Origin of the sequence: Rhodoligotrophos defluvii (genome assembly GCF_005281615.1) — a bacterium.
Classification (GTDB): Bacteria; Pseudomonadota; Alphaproteobacteria; order Rhizobiales; family Im1; genus Rhodoligotrophos; species Rhodoligotrophos defluvii.
Window position 1 is genome coordinate 177,435 of sequence record NZ_SZZM01000002.1, and the last position, 21,793, is coordinate 199,227.

Consider the following 21,793-nt stretch of genomic DNA (forward strand, 5'->3'; position numbering starts at 1 on the left):
GCTCCTTCTCCTTTGTTAAGCGCGTGCGCCGATGCGCCGGGTGACCAGCGGGCCAAGGGTGGCAAGCCCGCGGGGCAGGAACATCACCACCAGCACGATGAGCGCCCCATAGACCAGCAGGCGGTAGTTATCGAGGTCCCGCAACAGCTCGACCGCAACCGTCAGGATGAGCGCGCCGATGAGCGGGCCGCTCAGCGTGCCCAACCCGCCCACCAGCGCCATGGCGATGATCAGGATCATGAGATCGGCGCCGACCGCCGCCGACGGAGTGAGAATGGCGATATAATGGGCATAGAACGCACCGGCGAGCCCCACCAGGAACGCGCTGACCCCGAACACCAGCAGCTTCTGCCTGGTGAGGTTGACGCCCAGGCTCTCCGCCGCGTCCTCCGCATCGCGCATGGCCACCATGGCGAGCCCCGTCTTCGACCGCATCAGCAGGCTGATCACGGCCGTGGAGGCAATCAGCAGCACCAGCACCAGATAGTAATAGGGCACCTTGTCGGCAGGCGTGAACGCCACCTTGCCGAGGCCCGGCAGCGTGAAGCCATTGAAGGCCGGTATGCCCCACAGCCCAAGCTCGCCACGGGTGATCGATTGCAGGTTGGAGATGACGATGCGCACCATCTCCGCAAAGCCCAGCGTCACGATCGCCACATGCGGCATGGACTTGATCCGCAGGATCGGCAGCCCGATGAACAAGCCCGCCACGGTCGCCGCCAGCGCCGCGATCCACACCGTGATCCAGGGACTCAAGCCCGCATTGATGCTGATCAGGGCCGAAGCATAGGCGCCGATCCCGAAAAACGCGTGATGGCCGAAGGTCTTGAGGCCAGCGAAGCCGGCGACCAGGTTCCAGGCCGAAGCGAAGATGCCGAAGATCATCGACAGGATCAGCACGTGCAGCAGGTAGCTGTCGCGCGTGGCGAGCGGGATCGCCGCCATGACCGCGATGGCGGCAGCGATGAGCACCCAATGCTGCGGCTTCAGCGGTTGAAACATGCTTCTCTCCCGCGGACCGTCACGACGGCTTCCTTCCGAACAGGCCCCAGGGCCGCCACCAGATCACGGCGATCATCAGGGCGAAAGCGATCACGTCCCGCCATTCGGAGGATGTGAGCTGCACGCCGATGGCTTCCACCACGCCGAGAATGAGGCCGCCCGCAATCGCACCGGGAAAGCTGCCGAGCCCGCCGAGGATCACCACCACGAACCCTTTGAGCAGGATCGGCATACCGCTCCACGGGTTGATGGCATAGATCGGCGCTAGCATGGCGGCCGCGATGGCTCCGAGCGCCGCGGCGATGCCGAAGGTGATGAGATAGATGCGCTGAGCGGGGATGCCGACCACGGCGGCAGCGTCGCGGTCTTGCGACGTGGCGCGAATGGCCCAGCCCAGCCGGGTGCGCTTCAGAATGAAAGTCATGGCCGCGATGGTCAGAAGCGCCACCGCGAAGATGAGCAGTCGTTGCACCGGCAGCCGGATGTCGCCCAGGGCCACCACGCCCGAGAGATAATAGGGCACGCTCTGGAACTGCTCGCCAAACAGCAGCAGCGCCGCATTCTGCAGGAAGATGGAGAGTCCCAAGGTAGCGGCAATGGTCGAGAAGGCCCAACCCTCCTGCAATAGCAGGTAGTGGATGGTCAGCCGCTGGATGAGCGCGCCGAGGATGAAGGTAGCCACGACGGCAACGGGTATGGCGAGATAGGACGGCACCCCATAGGTGACGATCAGGAAAAAGACGAAATAGCCGCCCAGCATGTAGAACTCGCCATGGGCGAGGTTCAGCACGCGCATCGTGCCATAGATCAGAGCAATGCCGCTGCCGATCAGGGCATACATCGAGCCGACGATCAGACCGTTGATGACCTGCTCCAGGAAGATCGCGTAGTTCAAGGCCCTCTCCCGATCTCAGGCGCCGAGATAGACACGGCGGATCACGTCGGAGTGGATCATCTCATCGCCCGTACCCGACAGCACCACGCGGCCGCCTTCGAGCAGATAGCCGCGATGTGACACGCCGAACGAGAGCTGGACGTTCTGCTCGTTGAAGATTACCGATATTCCCTCCTGATTGATGCGGCGGATGATGTCGGCGATCTGCTTCACGATGCGCGGCGCAAGGCCGAGATAGGGCTCGTCCATCAGCAGCAAGCGGGGCCTCGACATCAGGCTGCGGGCGATCGCCACCATCTGCTGCTCGCCACCGCTCATCTTCCCCGCGGTCTGATCGCGCCGCTCCGCCAGAATGGGAAACAGGCTCTCCACCCATTCCAGCCGGCTGCGCGTATCCTTGTTGACGCTGTGGTGATAGGCGCCGAGCAGCACGTTCTCGCGCACGGTCATGTCGCCGAACAGCCGCCGCCGCTCCAGCACCATGGAAATGCCGAGGCTCACCATCTCGTGGGTCGGCACTTTGGTGAGGTCGCGGCCCTCGAACGTCACCTTGCCGGACCGAATCGGCGCCAGCCCCATTATGGCCTTCAGCACCGTGCTCTTGCCGGATCCGTTCGGCCCGAGAATTGCCACCACCTCATGATGCCCGACGCTCATGGAGACGTCCCAGAGCACCTGGTAGTCGCCATAGAGCACGTTCAGGTTCTCCACCTGCAGCATCGGCGCATCAGCCATGCTCCATCGCCTCCCCGAGATAGAGGTCGATCACCTCGGGATGCGCGGCGATCTCCGCTGGCGTCCCCTCCGCCATCGCCACACCCCGGTTCATGAAGATGGCGCGGTCGGCAAGCTCGTTGATCACCCGCATGTTGTGCTCGATGATGACCAGCGTCAGCCCCTCATCGCGCAGCCGCTTCACCAGCGCGATCAGCCCCGGAATGCTCTTCTGGTCCACCCCGCCAGTCACCTCGTCCAGCAGCATCAGCTTCGGCCGGGTGGCCATGGCGCGCGCCATTTCCAGCCGCTTGCGCTGACCGGTGCTCAACCCTTTGGCCAGGACATCAGCTCGATCCGCCAGCCCCACCATCTCCACATAGCGGCGCGCGTCCACCCTCGCCTCTGCCATGGTGCGGTTATGGGCCAAGGCCCCGACCATGACGTTTTCCTCAACCGTCAGCTCATGGAACGGCTGCGTGATCTGGAACGTGCGGGCGAGGCCGGCGCGACAGCGGCCGTCCGGCTTCAAGCTGGTGATCTCCTGGCCATCGAAGATGATGCGGCCGGCATTGGGCGAATGCACCCCGGCAATCACATGAAAGGTGGTGGTCTTGCCGGCGCCGTTCGGGCCCATCAGCGCGAGGATCTCTCCCGGCGCGACGCTGAACGACAGGTCGTCGACAGCCACGATGCCGCCGAAAGACATGATGATGCCGTCGACCTTCAGCAGCGGCTCCGGCGTCGCGCTCGGCATGAGGGTCTGGACTCCGAACTTGTGATGCCGTGGCCACGGCGCGGAATCGCCCGAGCTCGACTGATCTCGGGCGCTGCTGAAAACGTGCTACTCGACCGGCTTGAACTCGGACGTGGCGGTCGTCGCCGGCCAGATTGCGTAGCTGACGCCGTTCTGGATCTGCGCCATGGGCACCGGCAGGTAGTCCGCGCCCACCTTCGGTGTGTGGTTCTCAGTGTTGTAGACGTAGCGCGCAATCACACACGGGAAGTCGGTCTTGGCGAAAGCTTCGGAGATCTTGTCCGGCTCGATCGTGCCCGCAGCCTTGATGTTGTTGAGCAGCATACTCATCTGGCAGAAGCCCTGGGCATGGTCGCCATTGCCCTCGACCCCGGTCAGGCCCTTGAACATCTCGGCGAATTCCTTGTGCTTCGGGTTGTTTGCAGGGTCGAAGAACAGAGGCGTCCACAACAGGCCATTGGCCGCATCGCCCGCCCCCGGCAGGAATTCGGGACGGATCGGGTAATAGACCGCAAGGTGCAGCGACTTCAGCCCCTGCTCCTTGATCTGCTTGACCAGGGCGATGCCGGAATTGACCGAGGTGAAGATCGAGATCAGCACGTCCGGCTCATCGCCGCGCAGCTTCGAAAGCTGCGGATAGAAGTCGGCATGGCCCAGCGGCACCGTCTCGCTCGAGGAGACTGTCCAGCCGGCCTCTTTGAACAGGGGCTCGGTATACTCGACATTGGACTTGCCGTAGTCGGTATCCTCGACGATGAAGGCAACCTTCTTGTTCTCCGGGGTGAAGCTGCCCTTCGTGATCAGTTCGTTGACAGACTCGAACAGCGTCTGCGCATAGGCATCGCTGTTGAAGCTCGACTTCCAGAAATTGGCGAAACGCTCGGGATCGCTCTGGATCTTCTTGGCGATCTCGATCGACACCGGCTGGCCGCTCATCATGAACTTGCCGAAGCTCGGCGCAATTTCCATGATCGCCAAGGTCACGGAGCTGGCGATCGTATCACCAACCAGAATGTCGACATTGTCGCGAGTCAGCAGCTTCTGAGCAGCGCTGACCCCGACCTCCGGGCGCGACGCGCTGTCCTCGAAAATCAGCTTGACCTGGCGCTTCTCGCCATCGACCTCGACCCCGCCGTCCTTGTTCACCTGCGCAGCGGCCGCCTCATAGGCCTGGCGCATGGAAATGCCGGAATTGGCGGCAGGTCCGCTGAGCGGACCGATAACGCCGATGGTGAGCTCGGCAGCCGAAACAGCTCCGGTCCAGGCGAATGCTGCGGTGGAGAGTGCGGCCGCGAGAGAGAAACTTTTCAGGTGACGCCTCAGTCTCATCGATATCTCCCCTGTTCTGCTTGTGGGTTGGACTTGGATGAACGCTGCTTGAGCCTGCCGCCTTATGCCTCCATCAGAGGCTCGGTGCCGCACCACTCCGCGATGAACAGTGCCATGGCCGTGGTGATCCGCTTCACCGATGAGATGCTCACGCACTCATCGAACCCGTGGATGTTCCGGGAAACCGGCCCGTAGCACAAGGCTGGAATTTGGTCGTAGAGCGCATAGACCCGCGTATCGAGATAGGCCGGCGTGACCAGGGTCCCAAGCGGCTGGCCTGTTGCTGCTTCGTGCGCCTCTGCCAACACCCGCTCTGCGGCCGAGCCGGGCTCGAGCACGTAACCCTCGGTATGGAACCCGTTGAAGGTGACCTTGGGCGGCATGTTCGACAGGAACGGATCCCGCCGCGCGAATTCCGCAACGCGCTCGCTGATCTCGCGCGCCGCGCTGGCCGCATCCACGCCCGGATAAATAGCGATGCGGCAATCGATGCGGCACCAGCACGGAACGGACGAGGCCCAGTCACCCCCCTCGATCTTGCCGATGTTCAAGTTGATGGGATGCGGATCGTCCTTGAAGTGCTCGTAATCGACCTTGCGGTCGTTCCACGCCTGCTCCAGCTTGCGCAATTCGCCGATCACGCGATAAGCGGCATCGATGGCGTTGGCGCCCGTGCCCATCTCGCGCACATGCACCGGCAGGCCCCGCACCTCTACTTGAAACCAGATCACGCCCGCATTGGCGCGGACCAGCTTCTCGTCCTCCGGCTCGGGGATCAGCACCGCATCCGCCTTGTAGCCGCGCAGGTGGGTCATGAGCGCGCCGTTGCCGGTCGACTCTTCCTCCACCACCGACTGCACATAGACGGTGGCCGCCGGTTGCAGGCCGATCCGCCGCAGGGCATCCAGCGCGAAGATGTTGGCCGCCGCCCCAGCCTTCATGTCGCCGGAGCCGCGGCCATACATCCAGTCCCCCACGATCTCGCCGCCATAGGGTGAATGCTGCCACATCGCCTCCGGCCCGGTCGGAACCACATCGAGATGAGACTGGAGGATGAGAGAGCGCCCCTTCTCCTTCCGCGGATGATGAATACCGACCACGATCGGCGCGGTCGAATGCTCCGCTGACCATGGCGAGCCCCCGGGATGACGCTCGATCGCCGCCCGGTCCATGGGAAAGCGGTCCATCATGTAGCCGCGCCTGTGCAGCTCGCGGAACGTGAAGTCCTGCACCGTGTGCTCAGCGCCCCGAACCGACGGGAACGAAACCAGCTTCTGCGTATAGGAAAGCTGTTCCGCAAAGCCATGTTCGACGGAATCGACGATCGCGCGACGCAGATCCGGAGCAAGCGCCATTCAACCTTCCCTCATGCGACGGCGACCCCGTGGCCGCACGGCCAGACAACACAGCAATCTGGTCAGGGTATGAAAGCTCTTTACACCGTGTCAAGATATGGCACCATGTATCACGCAATGACACAGCTCTCTGATGCAGGCGGGACTGACATGGGGTTAAGGCCCCCACCTGGCGTGCCGCTCGTCCGCTCCGTCGAGCGCGCGGTGGCGCTGCTGCGCGCCTTCACGCCCCGGCAGACCCATCTCTCGCTCGCGGAACTCTCCCGCCGAACCCGGCTCGACAAGAGCACTGCGCGCCGCCTGCTCCACACCCTCTGCGTCACGCAGTTCGTGGAATACGACGACGCCGCGCAGACCTACTCGCTGGCGCCCGCGGTGCTCACGCTGGTGCCGGCGGTGGATTACGGCCGCGAGCTGCGCGATGTGGCCGAGCCAGTGCTCGCCCGGCTCACCGAAATCACCGGCGCCACCGCCTTTATGTGGTCCTGCTTCGGCGGCCAGGCGCTCTGCCTCGACCGGGTCAAGGCACGCGACCTGCAGATCGATGCGCAATGGTCGGCGATCGGTACCCGCATTTCCCTGAACTGTGCCGGCGGACCGCGTGTCATCCTCGCTTATCTCAGCGAAAAGGAACGAGCAAAGGTCTTGCGGAAAGACCTGCCCAAGCACACGCCGTTTTCCGAGACCGACCCGGCGAAGCTGCAGGCGGCGGCGCAGATCATCCACGAGCGCGGCTGGGAGCTCGCGGTCGACGACTACATCGTCGGGCTTGCCGGACTGGGCGTCCCGGTCTTCGACCGCAGCGGGCGCTTCATCGCCAGCATCAGCATCACCACGCTGTCACCGCGGCTGCCGATCGAGAACGGCGAACCGCGCCATCTCAAGGCGATGCTGGAAGCAGCCGCCGAAATCGGAGCACGCTTCCAGCCATGAAGGTTTCCGCAACCTCCGCCCGGCCGCTGCATCTTGCCGGCGTGCTGATCCTGGCCGTCTTCTGGGGACTGAACTGGCCGGCGGTCAAAATCGCGCTCAACGAGATCTCGCCCTGGACATTTCGCGCCATCGGCCTGACGCTCGCCGGCATCGCCCTGGCGATGGCGGCGCTCATCCGCGGCGATAAGCTCTCCGTATCCCGCCGCGAGGTCGCGCCTCTGATCCTCGCCGGCCTCCTGACCATTGCCGGCTTCAACCTGTTCCTCGCCTTTGCCCAGCTCCTCGCCCCCACCTCTAGGGCCGTGATCGTCACCTTCACCATGCCGGTCTGGGCAGTCATCTTCGCCCGGATCTTCCTGGCCGAGCCGCTGAACTGGCAGCGGATGGTCGGCGTTGGACTGGGCCTCGCGGGGCTGGCGGCGCTGGCGTCGCCGCTTGTCGCCTCGGGCGGCTTAAACGTCGGACTCCTTTATGCGCTGTGCGGCGGCGTCTCCTGGGCGCTCGGCAGCGTCGTCACCAAGAAATGGCCCATCGATGCGGCCCCGCTCACCGTGGCCAGTTGGCAGCTGCTCACCGGCGCCGCCTGCGCCATAGGCGGCATGCTGCTGTTCGAAGGCATACCCGTCTATCACGCGCTCGCCGAGAGCACCGTGTTGGCGCTCCTCTATCACGTGGTCGTGGCGCTCGTTATGGCTTACCTGCTGTGGTTCGCGATCCTGCCGCATGTGCCGCTCGGGGTTGCCAGCCTCGGAACGCTGCTGGTACCCGCGATCGGCGTAGGAAGCGCCACGATGCTCTTGGGCGAACGCCCCACGGCTATGGATTATGTCGGCCTGTGCTTGATCACCCTGGCCGCCCTTAGCATTCTGCTGCCGTCAAAGCGCGCACGCCCGGCATGACTGGGCTCACGCTGCCGCCCGATGGAAGATGCGCTCGCCGCCGAGGAAGGTTTCGGCCACGCGCAGCTCCGCCAGACGCTCCGGATCGATGCTGAAGATATCGTCCTCGAGGATGATGAAATCGGCGAGCTTGCCAATGCCGAGATCGCCCTTGAGGTGCTCCTCCTTGCCGCAATAGGCGCCAAGCGTCGTGTAGCATGCGATCGCCTCGTACACCGTGATCGCTTCCGACCGGTCGAGATCGGCGCCGGTGTCGGTCTTGCGGTTCACCAGGGAATAGATCCCCCGCATCGGGTTCGGGTGGCACACCGGTGAGTCGGAGTGCCCCGGCGCGACCACGCCCGCATCGATCATGCTGCGATGCGGCCACATATAGCGCATCGCCTCCGGCCCCCGGTTCCTGCGATAGGCATCGCCCAGGTCATAGGCGAAACCGGTGGCGGAGGAGCAAATCACCGCAAGCCGCTTGAGCCGCTGCAGGATCGGCGGCGTCACATTGCAGCAATGCTCGACCCGCAGGCGGTGGTCGTGGACGGGATGATGGTGGAGCGCATGCTCGAAGGCATCGAGCACGAAATCGATGCCCCGGTCGCCCACCCCGTCGGCGCCCACCAGCAACCCAGCCTTGTGGGCCCGCAGCACCCGCTGCTTGAAGTCCTCCAGCTCATAGAGCAGCATGCCGCGATTGTCGTCGGGCTCGCCCAGCACCTTCTCGCCCACATAGGGCTCGTAATAAGCCGCGGTCCGGCCGCTGGTCGAGCAGTCCGGGCACCATTCGACGCCAGTGAGCCGCACCCATTCATCGCCAAAGCCCGTGCGCCAGCCCGAGCGGATGATCGCCTCGATCAGATCATCCTCGCGGCCGCTGGCCAAAAGCCCCACGCGCATGCGCAGTTCGCCGTTCTCCCGCATCTTCTGGTAGGCGATGATGCCTTGCGTCGAGCACAGGCTGTTATGCACCGAGGTGATGCCGTAGGAGGCGAAATCGTCGAACACCTTCACCAGCCCGCCGGCAAAGTCGTCCGGCGTGAAATCGCGCTGGCAGTAATTGACCACCTCGTGCGCGGCGGTCTCGCGCAATAGGCCGGTGAGCTCGCCGGTCTCGGGGTGCCGGTCGAGGCGGCCGAACGGCGGATCCTGGCTCTCGCGGGTGAAGCCCACGAGCTTGAGGGCGGCGCTGTTGGCAAAGCCCAGGTGCGAGTCGCGGCGGTAGAGGAAGGCAGGCCGCCCGCCGGCTGCGTTGTCGAGTTCTTCCCGCGTAGGATAGCCCCCCAGCCGCAGATCATCATAGCGGAAGCCCACGAACCAATGCCCGGCGGGCTTCCCCTCGGTTGCGCGCCGAACGAAATCGAGCACCTCCGCCTTGCTGGAGAAGCCGGTCGACAGGTCGGTCCAGCGCCCGAGCCGCGCGCCATGCATATCCGGATGGCAATGGCTGTCGATGAACCCGGGCAGCACCGTGCGGCCGCCGCAATCGATCACCTCGGCCTTGGGCGCCAGCGCACGGATCTCCTGCGTGGTGCCGCGGGCCACGATACATCCATCGTGGATCGCAAAGGCCTCCACGAAGGCACCCTCGCGTTCCATGGTGGCGATCTTGCCGTTGATCACAAGACGATCGATCATTGGGCGTTTCCCTTCCGGCGCGCCCCTCGGCGCAGATGTTCTGAGGACGGATTCATCCGGTTTTGGACGAGCGAAGCGGTGAGACCAGGATTTCTAACACAACCCGCCCCGGCGCAAAGCCCGGAATTCTTTCGCCTTCCACACGCGTTGCGAACCTCTCCCCTTGACCGGACCCTGTGACCTCATTCAGGATCACGGACCAATGAGAACAACTGGGGAGCGCGCGATGAAAGCCGGACTGTTTGGCGCAACTGCACTGGCCATCTTGGCTTTGCCGATGGCCGTTTTGCCTGCGAATGCGCAGGAAACCCTTACGATCGCATCCTGGGGCGGCGTCTACCAGAAGGCTCAGCGCGACGCCTGGTTCGACGTGGTGGAGAAGGAGCTCGGCATCAAGATCAAGGAGGACTCGACCTCCGGCATCGCCGATGTCCGCGCCCAGGTCGCATCCGGCAGCCCCACCTGGGACCTCGTCCAGCAGGGTAATTACAGCTGCGCCATCCTCGACAAGGAGGGCAATGTCGAAAAGCTCGATCCCAAGATTCTCGCCATCAAGGGCATTCCCGACAACATGAAGGGCGAAGGCTGGATCGGCAACCTGGTCTATGCGGCAACCCTCGCCTGGAGCGACGAGAAATACCCGGACAAGAAGCCCAGCTCCTGGGCTGACATGTGGGACACCGAGACCTTCCCCGGCGGGCGCAGCATGCGCCGCAGCCCGGTCTACACCCTCGAATCGGCCCTGCTGGCTGACGGCGTGCCCATGGACAAGCTCTATCCGCTCGATACCGAACGGGCATTCAAGAAGCTCGCCGAGATCAAGGACGATGTGGTGGCCTGGTGGACGTCGGGCGCGCAGTCGGCGCAGCTCCTGAAGGACCGCGAAGTCGACATGGTGACCATCTGGAACGGCCGTGCCGAGGCGCTGGCGCAGGAGGGCGAGAAGGTCAGCCTCACCTTCAACCAGCAAATGCTGCTCACCGATTGCTGGGTGATTCCCAAAGGGGCCAAGAACAAGGACCTGGCAATGAAGGCGATCGAGATCATGAGCCGGCCGGAGGTCCAGGCACGCATCGCGCTGTTCATCAATTACGGTCCGGCCAATACGGAGGCGTTCGACACGGGCGTCATCAAGCCCGAGGTCGCCGCCAGGCTGCCCAGCGCACCGGAGAATGCCAAGAAGGGTTTCGTGCTCGACGCGAATTACTGGGCGGACAATCTCGATAAGCTGACCCGAGAATTCGACCTGTTCATTCAGGAATGACAGCCGTGGCCGAAGGCGCTCGCCCTCGGCCCATCAGCACGGTAGCGCGAGTATGAACGTAACAGCGGGCATGCGGCAGCCGGCTACGGCTGCGCCTTCCGGCCGAGTGGCGTCGCTCCCCATCACCATCGAGAACGTGGTGAAGACCTATGGCGGCTTCGCCGCGCTCGACGACATCAGCCTCTCGATCGAGAGCGGCGAGTTCATCACGCTGCTTGGACCCTCCGGCTCGGGCAAAACCACGCTGCTCATGGTGATCGCCGGGTTCGTGCGGCCCGATTCCGGCAGCCTCCGTTTCGGCGACCAGGAGGTGGTGCTGCTGCCGCCGCATAAGCGCGACATCGGCATGGTGTTCCAGAACTATGCGCTGTTCCCGCACATGACCGTTGCCGGGAACCTGGCCTACCCCCTCAAGCTGCGCGGCGTGAGCAGGTCCGAGATCGCCAGGCGGGTGGAGGCGGCCCTCGATCTCGTGCAGCTCAAGGGTTATGGCGACCGCAAGGTCGACCAGCTGTCCGGCGGGCAACGGCAGAGGGTCGCCGTGGCCCGGGCGGTCATTTTCGAGCCGCGCATATTGCTGATGGACGAGCCGCTGTCGGCGCTCGACAAGAATCTGCGCGAGCAGATGCAGCTCGAGCTGCGCAGAATGCATGACCGTCTCGGCCTGACGACGGTCTATGTCACCCACGACCAGCGCGAAGCGCTGACCATGTCCGACCGCATCGCGGTCATCAATCACGGCAAGCTGGTCCAGCTCGACCGCCCCCAGGACCTCTACCAGCGCCCGCGCACCCAGTTCGTAGCCAGCTTCATCGGGGAATCCTTCACGCTTCCGGTCGAGATCCGCAACGGTCAGCCCATGCTGTTCGGCCAGCCGCTGCGCACCCGCGAGCGCCTCGATACGAGCCGACCGCAAGTGCTCGTGCTGCGCCCGGAGAAGCTGAGGGTTCTCACCACCGGGCCTGATGCCGATACCAACACGATCGCTGGAAAGGTCCGCCAGACGGTGTTCCAGGGCGACAGCGTGGTGGCCTATATCAACACGGCCGATGGCCAGGAGATCGCCTTGCGCCGTCCGCATCAGAGCGGAGAGACCCTGCCTGCGGTCGGGGCCGATGTGCGCGTCGGCTTCTCCGTCGACGACACGATCATCGTGCCCAGGGAAGATGATGCCGACGCGAGCGCGGTCGCCCGATGAGCGCTGTCCTGGAAGCGCAATCGCCATCGCCTGCGGCCAAGCGCCAAGGCAAGAATGCCGAAGCCCTGGCACAGCTTGCAAGCCGCGAGCGGCAGTCCCTGCTCGCCCTGACCGTGCCGGCGTTGCTGATCGTGGGCTGCGTCGTGCTCATTCCCATGGGCTGGCTGTTCTGGCTATCCATCGTGGGACAAGACGGACTGACGCTCGACCATTACGAACGCCTCCTGCACCCGTCTTATCGGCTCACCCTCTCCACCACGTTCCAGCTCGCCTTTCTCGTCACCGGCATTTGCCTGGTGCTCGGCTACCCCCTGGCCTATCTCGCTGCGCAGCTCCCGCCGCGCGCGGCAAGCCTCGTGCTGATCTGCGTGCTGTTTCCGTTCTGGACGTCGCTGCTGGTGCGCACCTATGCCTGGCTGGTGCTGCTCCAACGCCGCGGCCTCGTCAATGATTGGCTGCAGGGCATAGGGCTGATCGATGAGCCGCTGCGCCTCGTCCACAACTTCACCGGCACTACCATCGGCATGACCCACATCATGCTGCCCTTCATGGTGCTGCCGCTCTATGCCACGATGAAGACCATCGACGAGGGTTATATGCGGGCGGCGGCCAATCTCGGGGCATCGCCCATCAAGGCTTTCTGGCAGGTGTTCGTGCCGCTGTCCGTGCCCGGCCTGATCGCCGGACTGATCGTGGTGTTCGTGCTCTCTCTCGGCTTCTATGTCACGCCCGCCCTGCTTGGTGGCGGCCGGGTGATGATGTGGGCCATGCAGATCGAGCGCTCCGTTGCCGTCTATTCCGACTGGGGCGCCGCGAGCGCCCTCGGCGTCGTGCTGCTGGTGATCACGCTTGGCATTCTCTGGCTGGTGGCGCGGCTAACCGGCGCCTTCACCATGATCGGGGGCAAGTGATGCTGAACCGGCCGGCAACCTCGACCCAGATCACCCACTTCAGGCGCCTGTGGCTCTATGTCTTCTGCGGGCTGGTCATCCTGTTCCTGATCGCGCCGACCTTGCTCGTGATCCCCATGAGCTTCTCCGGGTCGCGCTATCTCACCTTCCCGCCCGAATCCTGGTCAACCCGCTGGTACCGCGCGTATTTCGACTCGATCGAATGGCGAGACGCCACATGGGTGTCGTTCCAGGCGGCGATCTGGACCACGGTGGTTGCGACCGTATCCGGCACACTCGCCGCCTACGGCCTCTATACCGCCCGTCTTTCGGCTGGCCGCTACGTCCAGGTTCTGCTGGCGCTGCCCATGATGATTCCGGTCATTTTGCTGGCGATCGGCGTCTTCATTTTTTTCGCCCCGCTCGGCCTCAACAACTCCATTCCCGGCCTGGTGCTTGCCCATTCAGCCCTGGCCATTCCCCTTGTGCTGATCTCCGTCACCGCGGGGCTGCACAATTTCGATCTCAACCAGGAGATGGTAGCGCGCAGCATGGGCGCATCCCGCCCCTGGGCGTTCCTGACCGTCACCCTGCCGCAGATCCGCAATTCCGTGATTTCCGGCGCTCTGCTCGCCTTCATCACCTCGCTCGACGAAGTGGTGATCGCGCTGCTCATCGTCGGTGGCGAGAAAGCGACCCTCACCCGGCGCATGTTCCTGGCCTTGCGGGACGAGATCGACCCGACGATTGCAGCCATATCGACCCTGCTGATCGCCGTTTCCATCATCCTTTTGGGGATGACCCAGTTCCTCCAGTCCGGACGCAAGCGCTGAGCCCCGGAGCTCAGCACAACGAGGTGCCCCGATGCTGCATTTCGAGCGAGAAGAATTCGAGACGCGCCTCGCCAACGCGAGGGCGGCCATGCGACGCGAGGGGCTGGATGCCCTGCTGCTCTTCGCCCAGGAGAGCATGTATTACCTCACCGGCTATGACACGTCCGGCTTCGTGTTCTTCCAATGCGCGATCATGACCGCCAATGACGAGCCGCTGACCCTGCTCACCCGCCGGCCCGACTTGGAGCAGGCCCGCCGCACGTCGACCATGGAAGACATCCGCCTGTGGTATGACGCCCCCGGCATGGATCCCTCTCGCGAGCTGATGGCGATCCTGGAAGAGAAAGGCCTGAAAGGCGCCCGCGTCGGCATCGAGATGCGCACCTTCGGGCTCACCGCCGACAATTACGAGCTCGTGCGCCGCCGCCTCAGCAATTGGTGCGAGCTGGTGGACGCCTCGAACCTGGTGCGCCAGCTGCGTGCGGTGAAATCGCCTGCCGAGATCGCCTATGTCCGGCGCGCGGCGGAGCTCGCTGATGCGTCGCTCGTGGCCATGCTGGAGGCATCGCGACCCGGTGCGTTCGAGGGCGAGATTGCCGCGGCCGGAGCCGTGCCGATTCTCGCGGGCGGCGGTGATCCGGCCCCCTCCGGTCCCGTGCTCGGCTCGGGCGACCGCGCCCTGCTCGTGCGTAGCGCCACCGGTTTCCGCACGCTGGACCCGGTTGACCAGCTGACCATCGAGCATGCGGGGAGCTATCGCCGCTATTGCGCCTGCCTCATGCGCACCATCTCCATCGGCCGCGCCAACCCGGTGCAGCAGACGATGTTCGACGTCACCCTGGAGGCGATCACCGCCATGACCGAGGCGGCACGGCCGGGCAACACCATCGGGGCCATCGATGATGCGCACCGCGCGGTCTATGACCGGGCGGGCTACGGGCACGCCCGTATGTCCGCTTGCGGTTATTCCCTTGGCGCGACCTATCGGCCGTCCTGGATGGACGTTCCGCCCATGATCTATTCGGGTAACGAGATGGCCATCGTGCCAGGCATGATCCTGTTCCTGCACGCCATCTTGATCGATGCGCCGCAGAACCTGGCCATGTCCTTAGGCTATACCATCCTGACCCGTGACGGCCCGGCCGAGGTGCTGAGCAAAGTCAAGCCCGAATACGTCGTGCGAACCTGACCTGCCGCAGCCTCAGCGCGCCTCGAGACGGTCGAGCAACCGGAACCACTGAGCCGCAACCGCCATGGCCGGCAGCCTCAGGCCGTGGAACGGCACGGGCCGCATGGGCGTGACCGGCAACGGCAAGCCCTTGTGCGTGCCAGCCAGCACCGCCTCGGCGATCGCCTTGCCCACGGCCGGCGCGATCGCGACGCCGCGGCCGCTGAAGCCGAAGACCGCGATGAGCCCCGGCGAGGGCTCATGCACGCGCAGCCGGCGCCCCGGCGTGATATCCACCTGACCGGCCCACACATGCTGAAAGCCTATTTGGCCAAGCTGCGGGAAACTGCGGCGCATGGTTTCGGCCAGCGCCGTCACATGGGCCTCCGCGATGCTCTCGCCGCCCAGGGAGCCGCGTCCGCCGAACACGAACCGGCCCTGCTCGTTGAAGCGGAAATAGAGCAGAAGCCGCCGATTATCGGACACCACATGGCCCTGCGGCAGAATGGTGCGCTGGATCTCTGCTGGCATGGGCGGCGTGGCGATCTGGATCGATTGCACCGGCAATATGCTGCGCCTCAGCGCCGGGATGAGGTCGGTCGAGTAGGCGCCGGTCGCGACCACCACCTGGCTTGCGAGCACCGCGCCGGATGCGGTTGCGACCCGCCATGACGACCCCTCCCTGGTGATGGCGATGACGGGCGAACCGGTGTGAATGCGCGCCCCCTGCCTCATCCCAGCGGCAGCTAGACCGCGGGCGAAAGACAGCGGGTTGAGCGCGCCGCCACGGGGATCGAGATAGCCCGCCGCATAAATTGGTGCGCCGATCAGGGCAGCCGTCTCTTCCCGGTCGAGCAGGCGCACGGGCAACCCACGCGCCTGCCATTGCCGGGTGCGACTCTCCATGGCCGGAATGCCGCGCATACCGGCGATTCCCAGGATCCAGCCGTTGCGTCGGTAGGCGCAGGCAATGTTGTGCCGGGCAATCAGGTTTTCCACCAGGGTGCCGGCCTCGGCCCCGAGCCTGCTCATGCGTTCGCCCAGATCCTCGCCCAGGCGGGCGATGAGCGTCTCAGGATCGTCCTTGAAGCAGGGGATGACCTGCCCGCCATTACGGCCCGAGGCACCCCAGCCGGGCTCCTGCGCTTCCAGCAGCACGGTATCGACGCCAGCTTCCGCCAGATGGAGGGCGCAGGAGAGACCGCAGAAGCCGCCGCCCACCACGGCGACATCAGCGCGGATCTCGCCGGCAAGGGGCACGGTTGCCGGGGCGGGTTCGGCGGTGGCGGCCCACAGCGAAGAAGCAGCAATCACCATATCAGCGCTCGACGACGGAGGGTGTGGCGGGGAGCTATTGAACCACGCCTCTGCCGGTCAGAGAACACTCTCGATCGACGCCCGGCTCCTCCGGTTCGGCTCAGGCGTGGTCAGGAGGGCCATACCCGCCCCCCGTCGGCGTCTTGATGATGATCGCATCTCCCGCATCCAGCACGGTCTGGTCCGCGCCTTGGAGACGCTCCATCCGCCCCTCCTTGCGGCGCACCAGGTTCTCGCCGCACTCGCCCGGCTCGCCGCCATGGAGCCCGAAGGGGCGCACTCGGCGGTGGCCTGAGAGAATGGCGCAGTCCATGCGGGTGAGGAAGCGGATGGTGCGGGAGGTGCCGTCGCCGGCATTCCACTTGCCCCGCCCGCCAGAGCCGCGCCGGATATGGAAATCCTCCAGCACCACCGGATAGCGCAGCTCCAGCACCTCGGGATCGGTGAGCCGGGAATTGGTCATATGCGTGTGCACCGCATCCGCCCCGTCGAAACCGGGGCCAGCCGGTGCGCCGGAGCAGATGGTCTCGTAATATTGATAGGTCTCGTTGCCGAAGGTCAGGTTGTTCATGGTGCCCTGGGCGGCAGCCATGGCACTCAGCGCGCCGAACAGGCAATTGGTCACCGCCTGGCTCACCTCCACATTGCCGGCAACCACCGCGGCGGGATAGCGGGGCGATAGCATCGACCCCTGCGGGATGATGACGTTGATCGGCCGCAGGCATCCCGCATTCATCGGGATATTGCCTTCCACCATCACCCGGAAGACGTAAAGCACGGCAGCGCGCGTCACCGGCTCGGGCGCGTTGAAATTGTCATCCCGCTGCGGCGAGGTGCCGGTGAAATCCACCGTGGCCTCGCGCCGCTCACGATCGATCGAAATCTTCACCCGGATGACGCAGCCCTGATCCATCTCATACTCGAAGGACGAGTCCTTCAGGCTACTGATCACGCGCCGCACGCTCTCGGCCGCATTGTCCTGCACATGGCCCATATAGGCCTGCACCACGTCGAGGCCGAAATGGTCGATCATCCGGCGCAGCTCGGCCACGCCCTTCTCGTTCGCGGCGATCTGCGCCTTCAGGTCGTTCACGTTCTGCACAAGGTTGCGGACGGGGTATTTCGCACCCATGAGCAGCTCATTGAGCGCCTGTTCCCGGAAGCGGCCGCGATCCACCAGCTTGAAATTGTCGATATAGACCCCTTCCTCCTCGATCGTGGTGGCGCGCGGCGACATGGAGCCCGGCGCGATGCCACCCACATCAGCATGATGGCCGCGCGAGGCCACGAAGAACAGGATCTCGTTGCCGGCCGCGTCGAACACTGGGGTCACGACAGTAATGTCCGGCAGATGTGTCCCGCCATTATAGGGCGCGTTGATAGCATAGACATCGCCGGGCCGGATGTTGCCCTTATGTGCCGCGATCACGCTTTCCACCGACCGGTCCATGGAGCCCAGATGCACCGGCATATGCGGTGCATTGGCCACGAGCTGCCCTTGCGCGTCGAAGACGGCACAGGAGAAATCCAGCCGCTCCTTGATGTTCACGGAATAAGCGGTGTTCTGGAGGGTCACGCCCATCTGCTCGGCAATGGACATGAACAGGTTGTTGAACACCTCCAGCATCACCGGGTCGGCCTCGGTGCCCACCGCCGGCGCGACACGGGCGGCTTCCGTCCGCTGCAGCATCACGTGGTTCTTGCGGCTGATCTCCGCGCGCCAGCCGGGCTCGACGACGATGGTCTGATGCGGCTCGATAATCAGTGCGGGGCCGGCCACCTGTGCACCCGGTCCCAAGTCTTCCCGCATGAACACCGGCGCCTCGTGCCAGGCCCCTTGCGAGAAGAAGCGCGTGTGCACGGCCGGCGAAGGCTGACCAGACACGACCGGCAGATCCGGCTCGTCAGCGACGCCACCGCCGCCCACCGCCTCGACGGAGACCGCATCGATGCTCAGCGCGCGAGTCTCGTCGATGAAGCCGAAACGGGAGCGGTGCGCTGCCTCGAACCGCGCCGTCATGTCGGCAATGCCACCGAAGTCGATCTCGAGAGACGTGTCCGTGCCGGCATAGCGGATATGGGCCCGGTGGTGGATGATGATGTCATCGGCCGGAACGCGCTGATGCAGCAACTCGCCATGCGCCTCGGCGGCGAGCTCGTCCAGAGTGTGGGTGGCAGCCGCAAGCCCGTCCGCATCGAGCGGCACCTCCACCGTGCGCTGGCGCGTCGCGCGGATATCGGCCAGCCCCATGCCATAGGCCGAAAGCAGGCTCGACAAGGGGTGGATCATCACCGTCTTGATGCCGAGCGTATCAGCCACCAGGCAAGCATGCTGGCCGCCGGCGCCACCGAAACATTGCAGCGCATATTCGGTCACGTCATAGCCGCGCTGCACCGAGATCTTCTTGATGGCGTTGGCCATGTTCTCAACCGCGATGCGGATGAAGCCGTCGGCAACGGATTCCGGCGTTGCCCCTTCCCCCACCCGCGCAGCAAGCTCGCCAAAGCCTTGGGCGACGGCCTCGGCATCGAGCGGCTGGTTTCGCTCAGGCCCGAAGATCGCCGGGAAGAACCGCGGATCAAGCTTGCCGACCATGACATTGGCATCGGTCACCGCCAGCGGCCCGCCCCGGCGGTAGCAGCGCGGACCGGGATTGGCGCCGGCGCTGTCCGGCCCGACCTGGAAGCGCGCGCCGTCGAAATGCAGGATTGAGCCGCCCCCGGCCGCCACCGTATGGATCAGCATCATCGGCGCGCGCATGCGCACCCCGGCCACCTCGCTCTCCAGCGTGCGCTCGAACACGCCGTCGAAATGCGACACGTCCGTCGAGGTGCCGCCCATGTCGAAGCCGATGATCTTGTCGAACCCGGCGATGCGGGCGGTCTCCACACAGCCGACCACGCCGCCGGCCGGACCGGACAGGATCGCATCCCGCCCCTGGAACAGGCGCGCATCGGTCAATCCGCCCGACGACATCATGAACATGACTCGGGCGGTGCCTTCGTCATCGCCGCCATCAAGGTCCGACGCCACCTGGTCCACATAGCGGCGCAGCACCGGCGAGAGATAGGCATCCACCACCGTGGTATCGCCGCGGCCCACTAGCTTGATCAGGGGGCTGACTTCGTGCGACGCAGAGACCTGCGTGAAGCCCACCTCGCGCGCCAGAGCCGCCACCGCCTTCTCGTGCGCGGGATAGCGGTAGGCATGCATGAACAGGATGGCGCAGGCGCGGATGCCTTCGGCGAAGATCGCTTCGAGGTCACGGCGGATCGCCTGCAGGTCCAGCGCTCTCTCCACCGTGCCATCCGCCAGCACCCGTTCGCCGACCTCCAGCACGCGCTCATAGAGCTGGTCGGGCTTGATGATCTTCTTGGCGAAGATATCGGGCCGCGCCTGATAGCCAATGCGCAAGGCGTCGCCGAAGCCCTTGGTGACGACGAGCACCGTCCGGTCGCCCTTGCGCTCCAGCAGCGCATTGGTGGCGACCGTGGTCCCCATCTTCACCGTGGCGATCCTTTCCGACGGAATCCGTTCGCTAGGGCCCACACTCATGAGCTCGCGGATGCCCTGTATGGCCGCATCCCGATAGGCTTCCGGGTTATCCGACAACAGCTTGAGCGCTGCGAGGCCGCCATCGGGCCTACGGGCGATGACGTCCGTGAAAGTGCCGCCGCGATCTATCCAGAAGTCCCACTTGCCTGAAGCCATCATTTTTCCATTATGAATGCGGTATGAATGCGAGGCATTTTATCGATAAAGTGCCGACATTTTGTCAATATAGTCAACCAGCATCCATCGACCGCAATCCGGAGACGTCTGACGTGTCGCTTTCCTCACCTGCTCCCGGCCCCATTGTTTCGTCAGCCCATCTGGCCGCAGGGGCCTTGCCCGTGCTCTCGGAATTCGAATTTGGCCTGATCCTCGTCTCGCATGCCTTCCACCGCTGGATGGTGCGGGCCATGGCAGCGGCCGGGCTGCCGGATCTCTCGGCCATCGACGTGCTGGTGCTCCACTCTGTGCAGCACCGCTCCAAGGCGAAACGGCTGGCCGACCTGTGCTTCGTCCTGAATATCGAGGACACCCACGTGGTCAGCTATTCGGTGAAGAAGCTCGAGCGGATGAAGCTCGTGACCAGTCAGCGGCAAGGCAAGGAGAAGTTCATCTCCGCCACGCCCGCGGGGACCAAGGCTTGCGAGCGCTACAAGGCCATCCGCGAGACGCTGTTGGTGCAACCCGTAGCATCACTCGGGCTTGACGAAGCAAGCATGTCGCGCATCGCTGCGCAGATGCGCACCCTTTCCGGCTATTATGATCAAGCCGCTCGCGCAGCCGCATCGCTGTAGGAGTGATGTGCTGAAGCCAACTTCTCGACAACTTATCTACATTTCGCCATCATGAGGCCTGGACGGGGAGCGTTCTCAAACGGGAGGGTTTTCATGACCATCATGCTGAAAGCCGTAAGCCGCCGGACAGTGCTCAAATCGGCGGCCATCGGCGCGGCTGCGTTCGGCCTCAGGCCGGACTTGGCCCTGGCGGCAGGCCAGACGGTGACGCTGGCCGATATCGGTGTTGGCGATCCCAATGGCGACTGGTCGACCTACACCAAGGAAACGGGCAACACCGTCAACGTGGTGTCGATCGGCAACGGCCCGTCGGCAGTTCTCAATCAGCTCATTGCCGGCGGCGGCCGCCAATCCTACGACATCATCAACATTGTCGGCGGCATGCAGAACCCGCTGGTGGAGAACGACCTTATCGTGCCCCTCGATGTGAGCCGGCTCAAGAATTGGCAGAACAATGCCTATATCGCGGAATACTTCAAGCCGGGCTCCAAGGGCTTTGACTTCATCGGCTATGAGGGAACCATCTACGGCGTGCCCACCGTGCTCCAGGGCGACTCCTTCGCCTACCTGCCGGAGAAGACGGGCGGCACGCTCGACAGCTATGGCGCGCTGTTCGACCCCAAGTTCAAGGGCTTCGTCGCCCTTGAGGACAACTACACCACCGCCGGTCAGAAGACGGCGCTTTACCTGAAAAGCGCCGGGCTCACTGAGATCAACGACCCCTCCGACATGAGCAAGGAAGAGATCGCCAAGGTGGTCGATTTCCTCATCGAGAAGAAGAAGGAAGGCCAGTTCCGGGTCATCTGGTCGAGCTTCGAGCAAGCGGTGAACCTGCTCGTCAACCAGGAAGTCTATGTCATGGACTGCTGGGAACCGATGGTGTTCGCGGCCAAAGCAAAGGGGGTGGACGCGGTCTATGCCAAGCCGAAGGAAGGCTACCTGCTCTGGGCCATGGCCGCCTATCTCGTCAAGGGCGACCGTTCGCCCGAGAAGATCGAGGCTTCATACCAGCTGCTCGATTACATGCTGAGCCCGGAATACGGTGCGATGATCACCAGCCTGCGCGGCTACATGACCAATCCGCAGGCGCCGGCCTTCGCCGCCCAGTCGGACAAGTTCGACGAGGCGACCGCCAAGCGGATCGCCGAGATCGATGCAGGCGTGAAAGAAAAATTCGAGGCCGGCGGCACCTGGCAGGCGCGCTGGCCAACAAACATCGAGACCTATGAGGAGGAATGGCAGCGCTTCAAGGCGGCCTGAGGCCTC

The 21,793-nt window shown here is 64.4% G+C and carries 18 protein-coding genes; 9 read left to right on the forward strand and 9 right to left on the reverse strand.

The genetic code is table 11. From position 1 onward, the window contains the following. Window positions 1-15: 15 nt before the first annotated feature. The 6 genes from E4P09_RS09950 to E4P09_RS09975 form a co-directional block, all read right to left on the reverse strand. Complete coding sequence (locus tag E4P09_RS09950) at window positions 16-1,002, reverse strand: branched-chain amino acid ABC transporter permease (protein ID WP_137389462.1); 987 nt, start codon at window positions 1,000-1,002, stop codon at window positions 16-18. A gap of 19 nt (window positions 1,003-1,021) precedes the next feature. Beyond that, a complete protein-coding gene (locus tag E4P09_RS09955) occupies window positions 1,022-1,897 on the reverse strand; it encodes a branched-chain amino acid ABC transporter permease (protein ID WP_137389463.1) in 876 nt (291 codons plus the stop codon). A 15-nt stretch (window positions 1,898-1,912) separates the two neighbouring features. Beyond that, window positions 1,913-2,632 carry an ABC transporter ATP-binding protein gene (locus E4P09_RS09960; RefSeq protein WP_239025118.1) on the reverse strand — a complete coding sequence of 240 codons (720 nt, stop codon included), beginning with the start codon at window positions 2,630-2,632 and terminating at the stop codon, window positions 1,913-1,915. After that, window positions 2,625-3,368 carry an ABC transporter ATP-binding protein gene (locus E4P09_RS09965; protein ID WP_137389464.1) on the reverse strand — a complete coding sequence of 248 codons (744 nt, stop codon included), beginning with the start codon at window positions 3,366-3,368 and terminating at the stop codon, window positions 2,625-2,627. Before E4P09_RS09965 ends, E4P09_RS09960 begins: the two co-directional genes overlap by 8 nt. Window positions 3,369-3,455: 87 nt before the next feature. Then, window positions 3,456-4,697 carry an ABC transporter substrate-binding protein gene (locus E4P09_RS09970; protein ID WP_137389465.1) on the reverse strand — a complete coding sequence of 414 codons (1,242 nt, stop codon included), beginning with the start codon at window positions 4,695-4,697 and terminating at the stop codon, window positions 3,456-3,458. 62 nt (window positions 4,698-4,759) lie between these two features. Further along, window positions 4,760-6,052 carry an ArgE/DapE family deacylase gene (locus E4P09_RS09975; RefSeq protein WP_137389466.1) on the reverse strand — a complete coding sequence of 431 codons (1,293 nt, stop codon included), beginning with the start codon at window positions 6,050-6,052 and terminating at the stop codon, window positions 4,760-4,762. 150 nt (window positions 6,053-6,202) lie between these two features. Between E4P09_RS09975 and E4P09_RS09980 the strand changes: the two genes are divergently transcribed. After that, entirely contained in the window at window positions 6,203-6,985 is a 783-nt protein-coding gene (locus tag E4P09_RS09980) for an IclR family transcriptional regulator (protein WP_275406460.1), read from the forward strand. Further along, entirely contained in the window at window positions 6,982-7,884 is a 903-nt protein-coding gene (locus E4P09_RS09985) for a DMT family transporter (protein WP_137389468.1), read from the forward strand. The genes E4P09_RS09980 and E4P09_RS09985 overlap by 4 nt, the downstream gene beginning before the upstream one ends. Before the next feature lie 6 nt (window positions 7,885-7,890). Here E4P09_RS09985 and E4P09_RS09990 read toward each other — a convergent pair whose 3' ends face one another. Beyond that, window positions 7,891-9,510: an amidohydrolase gene (locus E4P09_RS09990; protein ID WP_137389469.1), complete on the reverse strand. Its 1,620-nt coding sequence runs from the start codon at window positions 9,508-9,510 to the stop codon at window positions 7,891-7,893. A gap of 226 nt (window positions 9,511-9,736) precedes the next feature. Between E4P09_RS09990 and E4P09_RS09995 the strand changes: the two genes are divergently transcribed. The 5 genes from E4P09_RS09995 to E4P09_RS10015 are packed head-to-tail and all read left to right on the forward strand — an operon-like array spanning window position 9,737 to window position 14,884. Beyond that, window positions 9,737-10,774, forward strand: a complete 1,038-nt coding sequence (locus E4P09_RS09995) for a polyamine ABC transporter substrate-binding protein (RefSeq protein WP_170984343.1) — start codon at window positions 9,737-9,739, stop codon at window positions 10,772-10,774. Window positions 10,775-10,826: 52 nt separating this feature from the next. Continuing rightward, window positions 10,827-11,972, forward strand: coding sequence for an ABC transporter ATP-binding protein (locus tag E4P09_RS10000; RefSeq protein ID WP_428977702.1), 1,146 nt, complete (start codon window positions 10,827-10,829; stop codon window positions 11,970-11,972). Beyond that, entirely contained in the window at window positions 11,969-12,883 is a 915-nt protein-coding gene (locus tag E4P09_RS10005; protein ID WP_137389471.1) for an ABC transporter permease, read from the forward strand. The genes E4P09_RS10000 and E4P09_RS10005 overlap by 4 nt, the downstream gene beginning before the upstream one ends. Beyond that, complete coding sequence (locus tag E4P09_RS10010) at window positions 12,883-13,695, forward strand: ABC transporter permease (protein ID WP_137389472.1); 813 nt, start codon at window positions 12,883-12,885, stop codon at window positions 13,693-13,695. The genes E4P09_RS10005 and E4P09_RS10010 overlap by 1 nt, the downstream gene beginning before the upstream one ends. A gap of 31 nt (window positions 13,696-13,726) precedes the next feature. Continuing rightward, window positions 13,727-14,884 (forward strand): M24 family metallopeptidase, encoded by a 1,158-nt coding sequence (locus E4P09_RS10015; protein WP_137389473.1) that lies wholly within the window; start codon window positions 13,727-13,729, stop codon window positions 14,882-14,884. 12 nt (window positions 14,885-14,896) lie between these two features. On the opposite strand, the gene E4P09_RS10020 is transcribed toward E4P09_RS10015, so the two are convergent. Beyond that, window positions 14,897-16,180 (reverse strand): NAD(P)/FAD-dependent oxidoreductase, encoded by a 1,284-nt coding sequence (locus E4P09_RS10020; RefSeq protein ID WP_137389474.1) that lies wholly within the window; start codon window positions 16,178-16,180, stop codon window positions 14,897-14,899. A gap of 100 nt (window positions 16,181-16,280) precedes the next feature. Continuing rightward, window positions 16,281-19,892, reverse strand: a complete 3,612-nt coding sequence (locus E4P09_RS10025; protein ID WP_205042079.1) for a hydantoinase B/oxoprolinase family protein — start codon at window positions 19,890-19,892, stop codon at window positions 16,281-16,283. Between the two features lie 113 nt (window positions 19,893-20,005). Here E4P09_RS10025 and E4P09_RS10030 point away from each other — a divergent pair, with 113 nt between their 5' ends. Together E4P09_RS10030 and E4P09_RS10035 are read left to right on the forward strand one after the other, a co-directional pair. After that, window positions 20,006-20,527: a winged helix DNA-binding protein gene (locus tag E4P09_RS10030; RefSeq protein ID WP_239025119.1), complete on the forward strand. Its 522-nt coding sequence runs from the start codon at window positions 20,006-20,008 to the stop codon at window positions 20,525-20,527. Window positions 20,528-20,620: 93 nt separating this feature from the next. Beyond that, entirely contained in the window at window positions 20,621-21,787 is a 1,167-nt protein-coding gene (locus E4P09_RS10035) for an ABC transporter substrate-binding protein (protein WP_170984344.1), read from the forward strand. The last annotated feature ends 6 nt before the right edge of the window (window positions 21,788-21,793 follow it).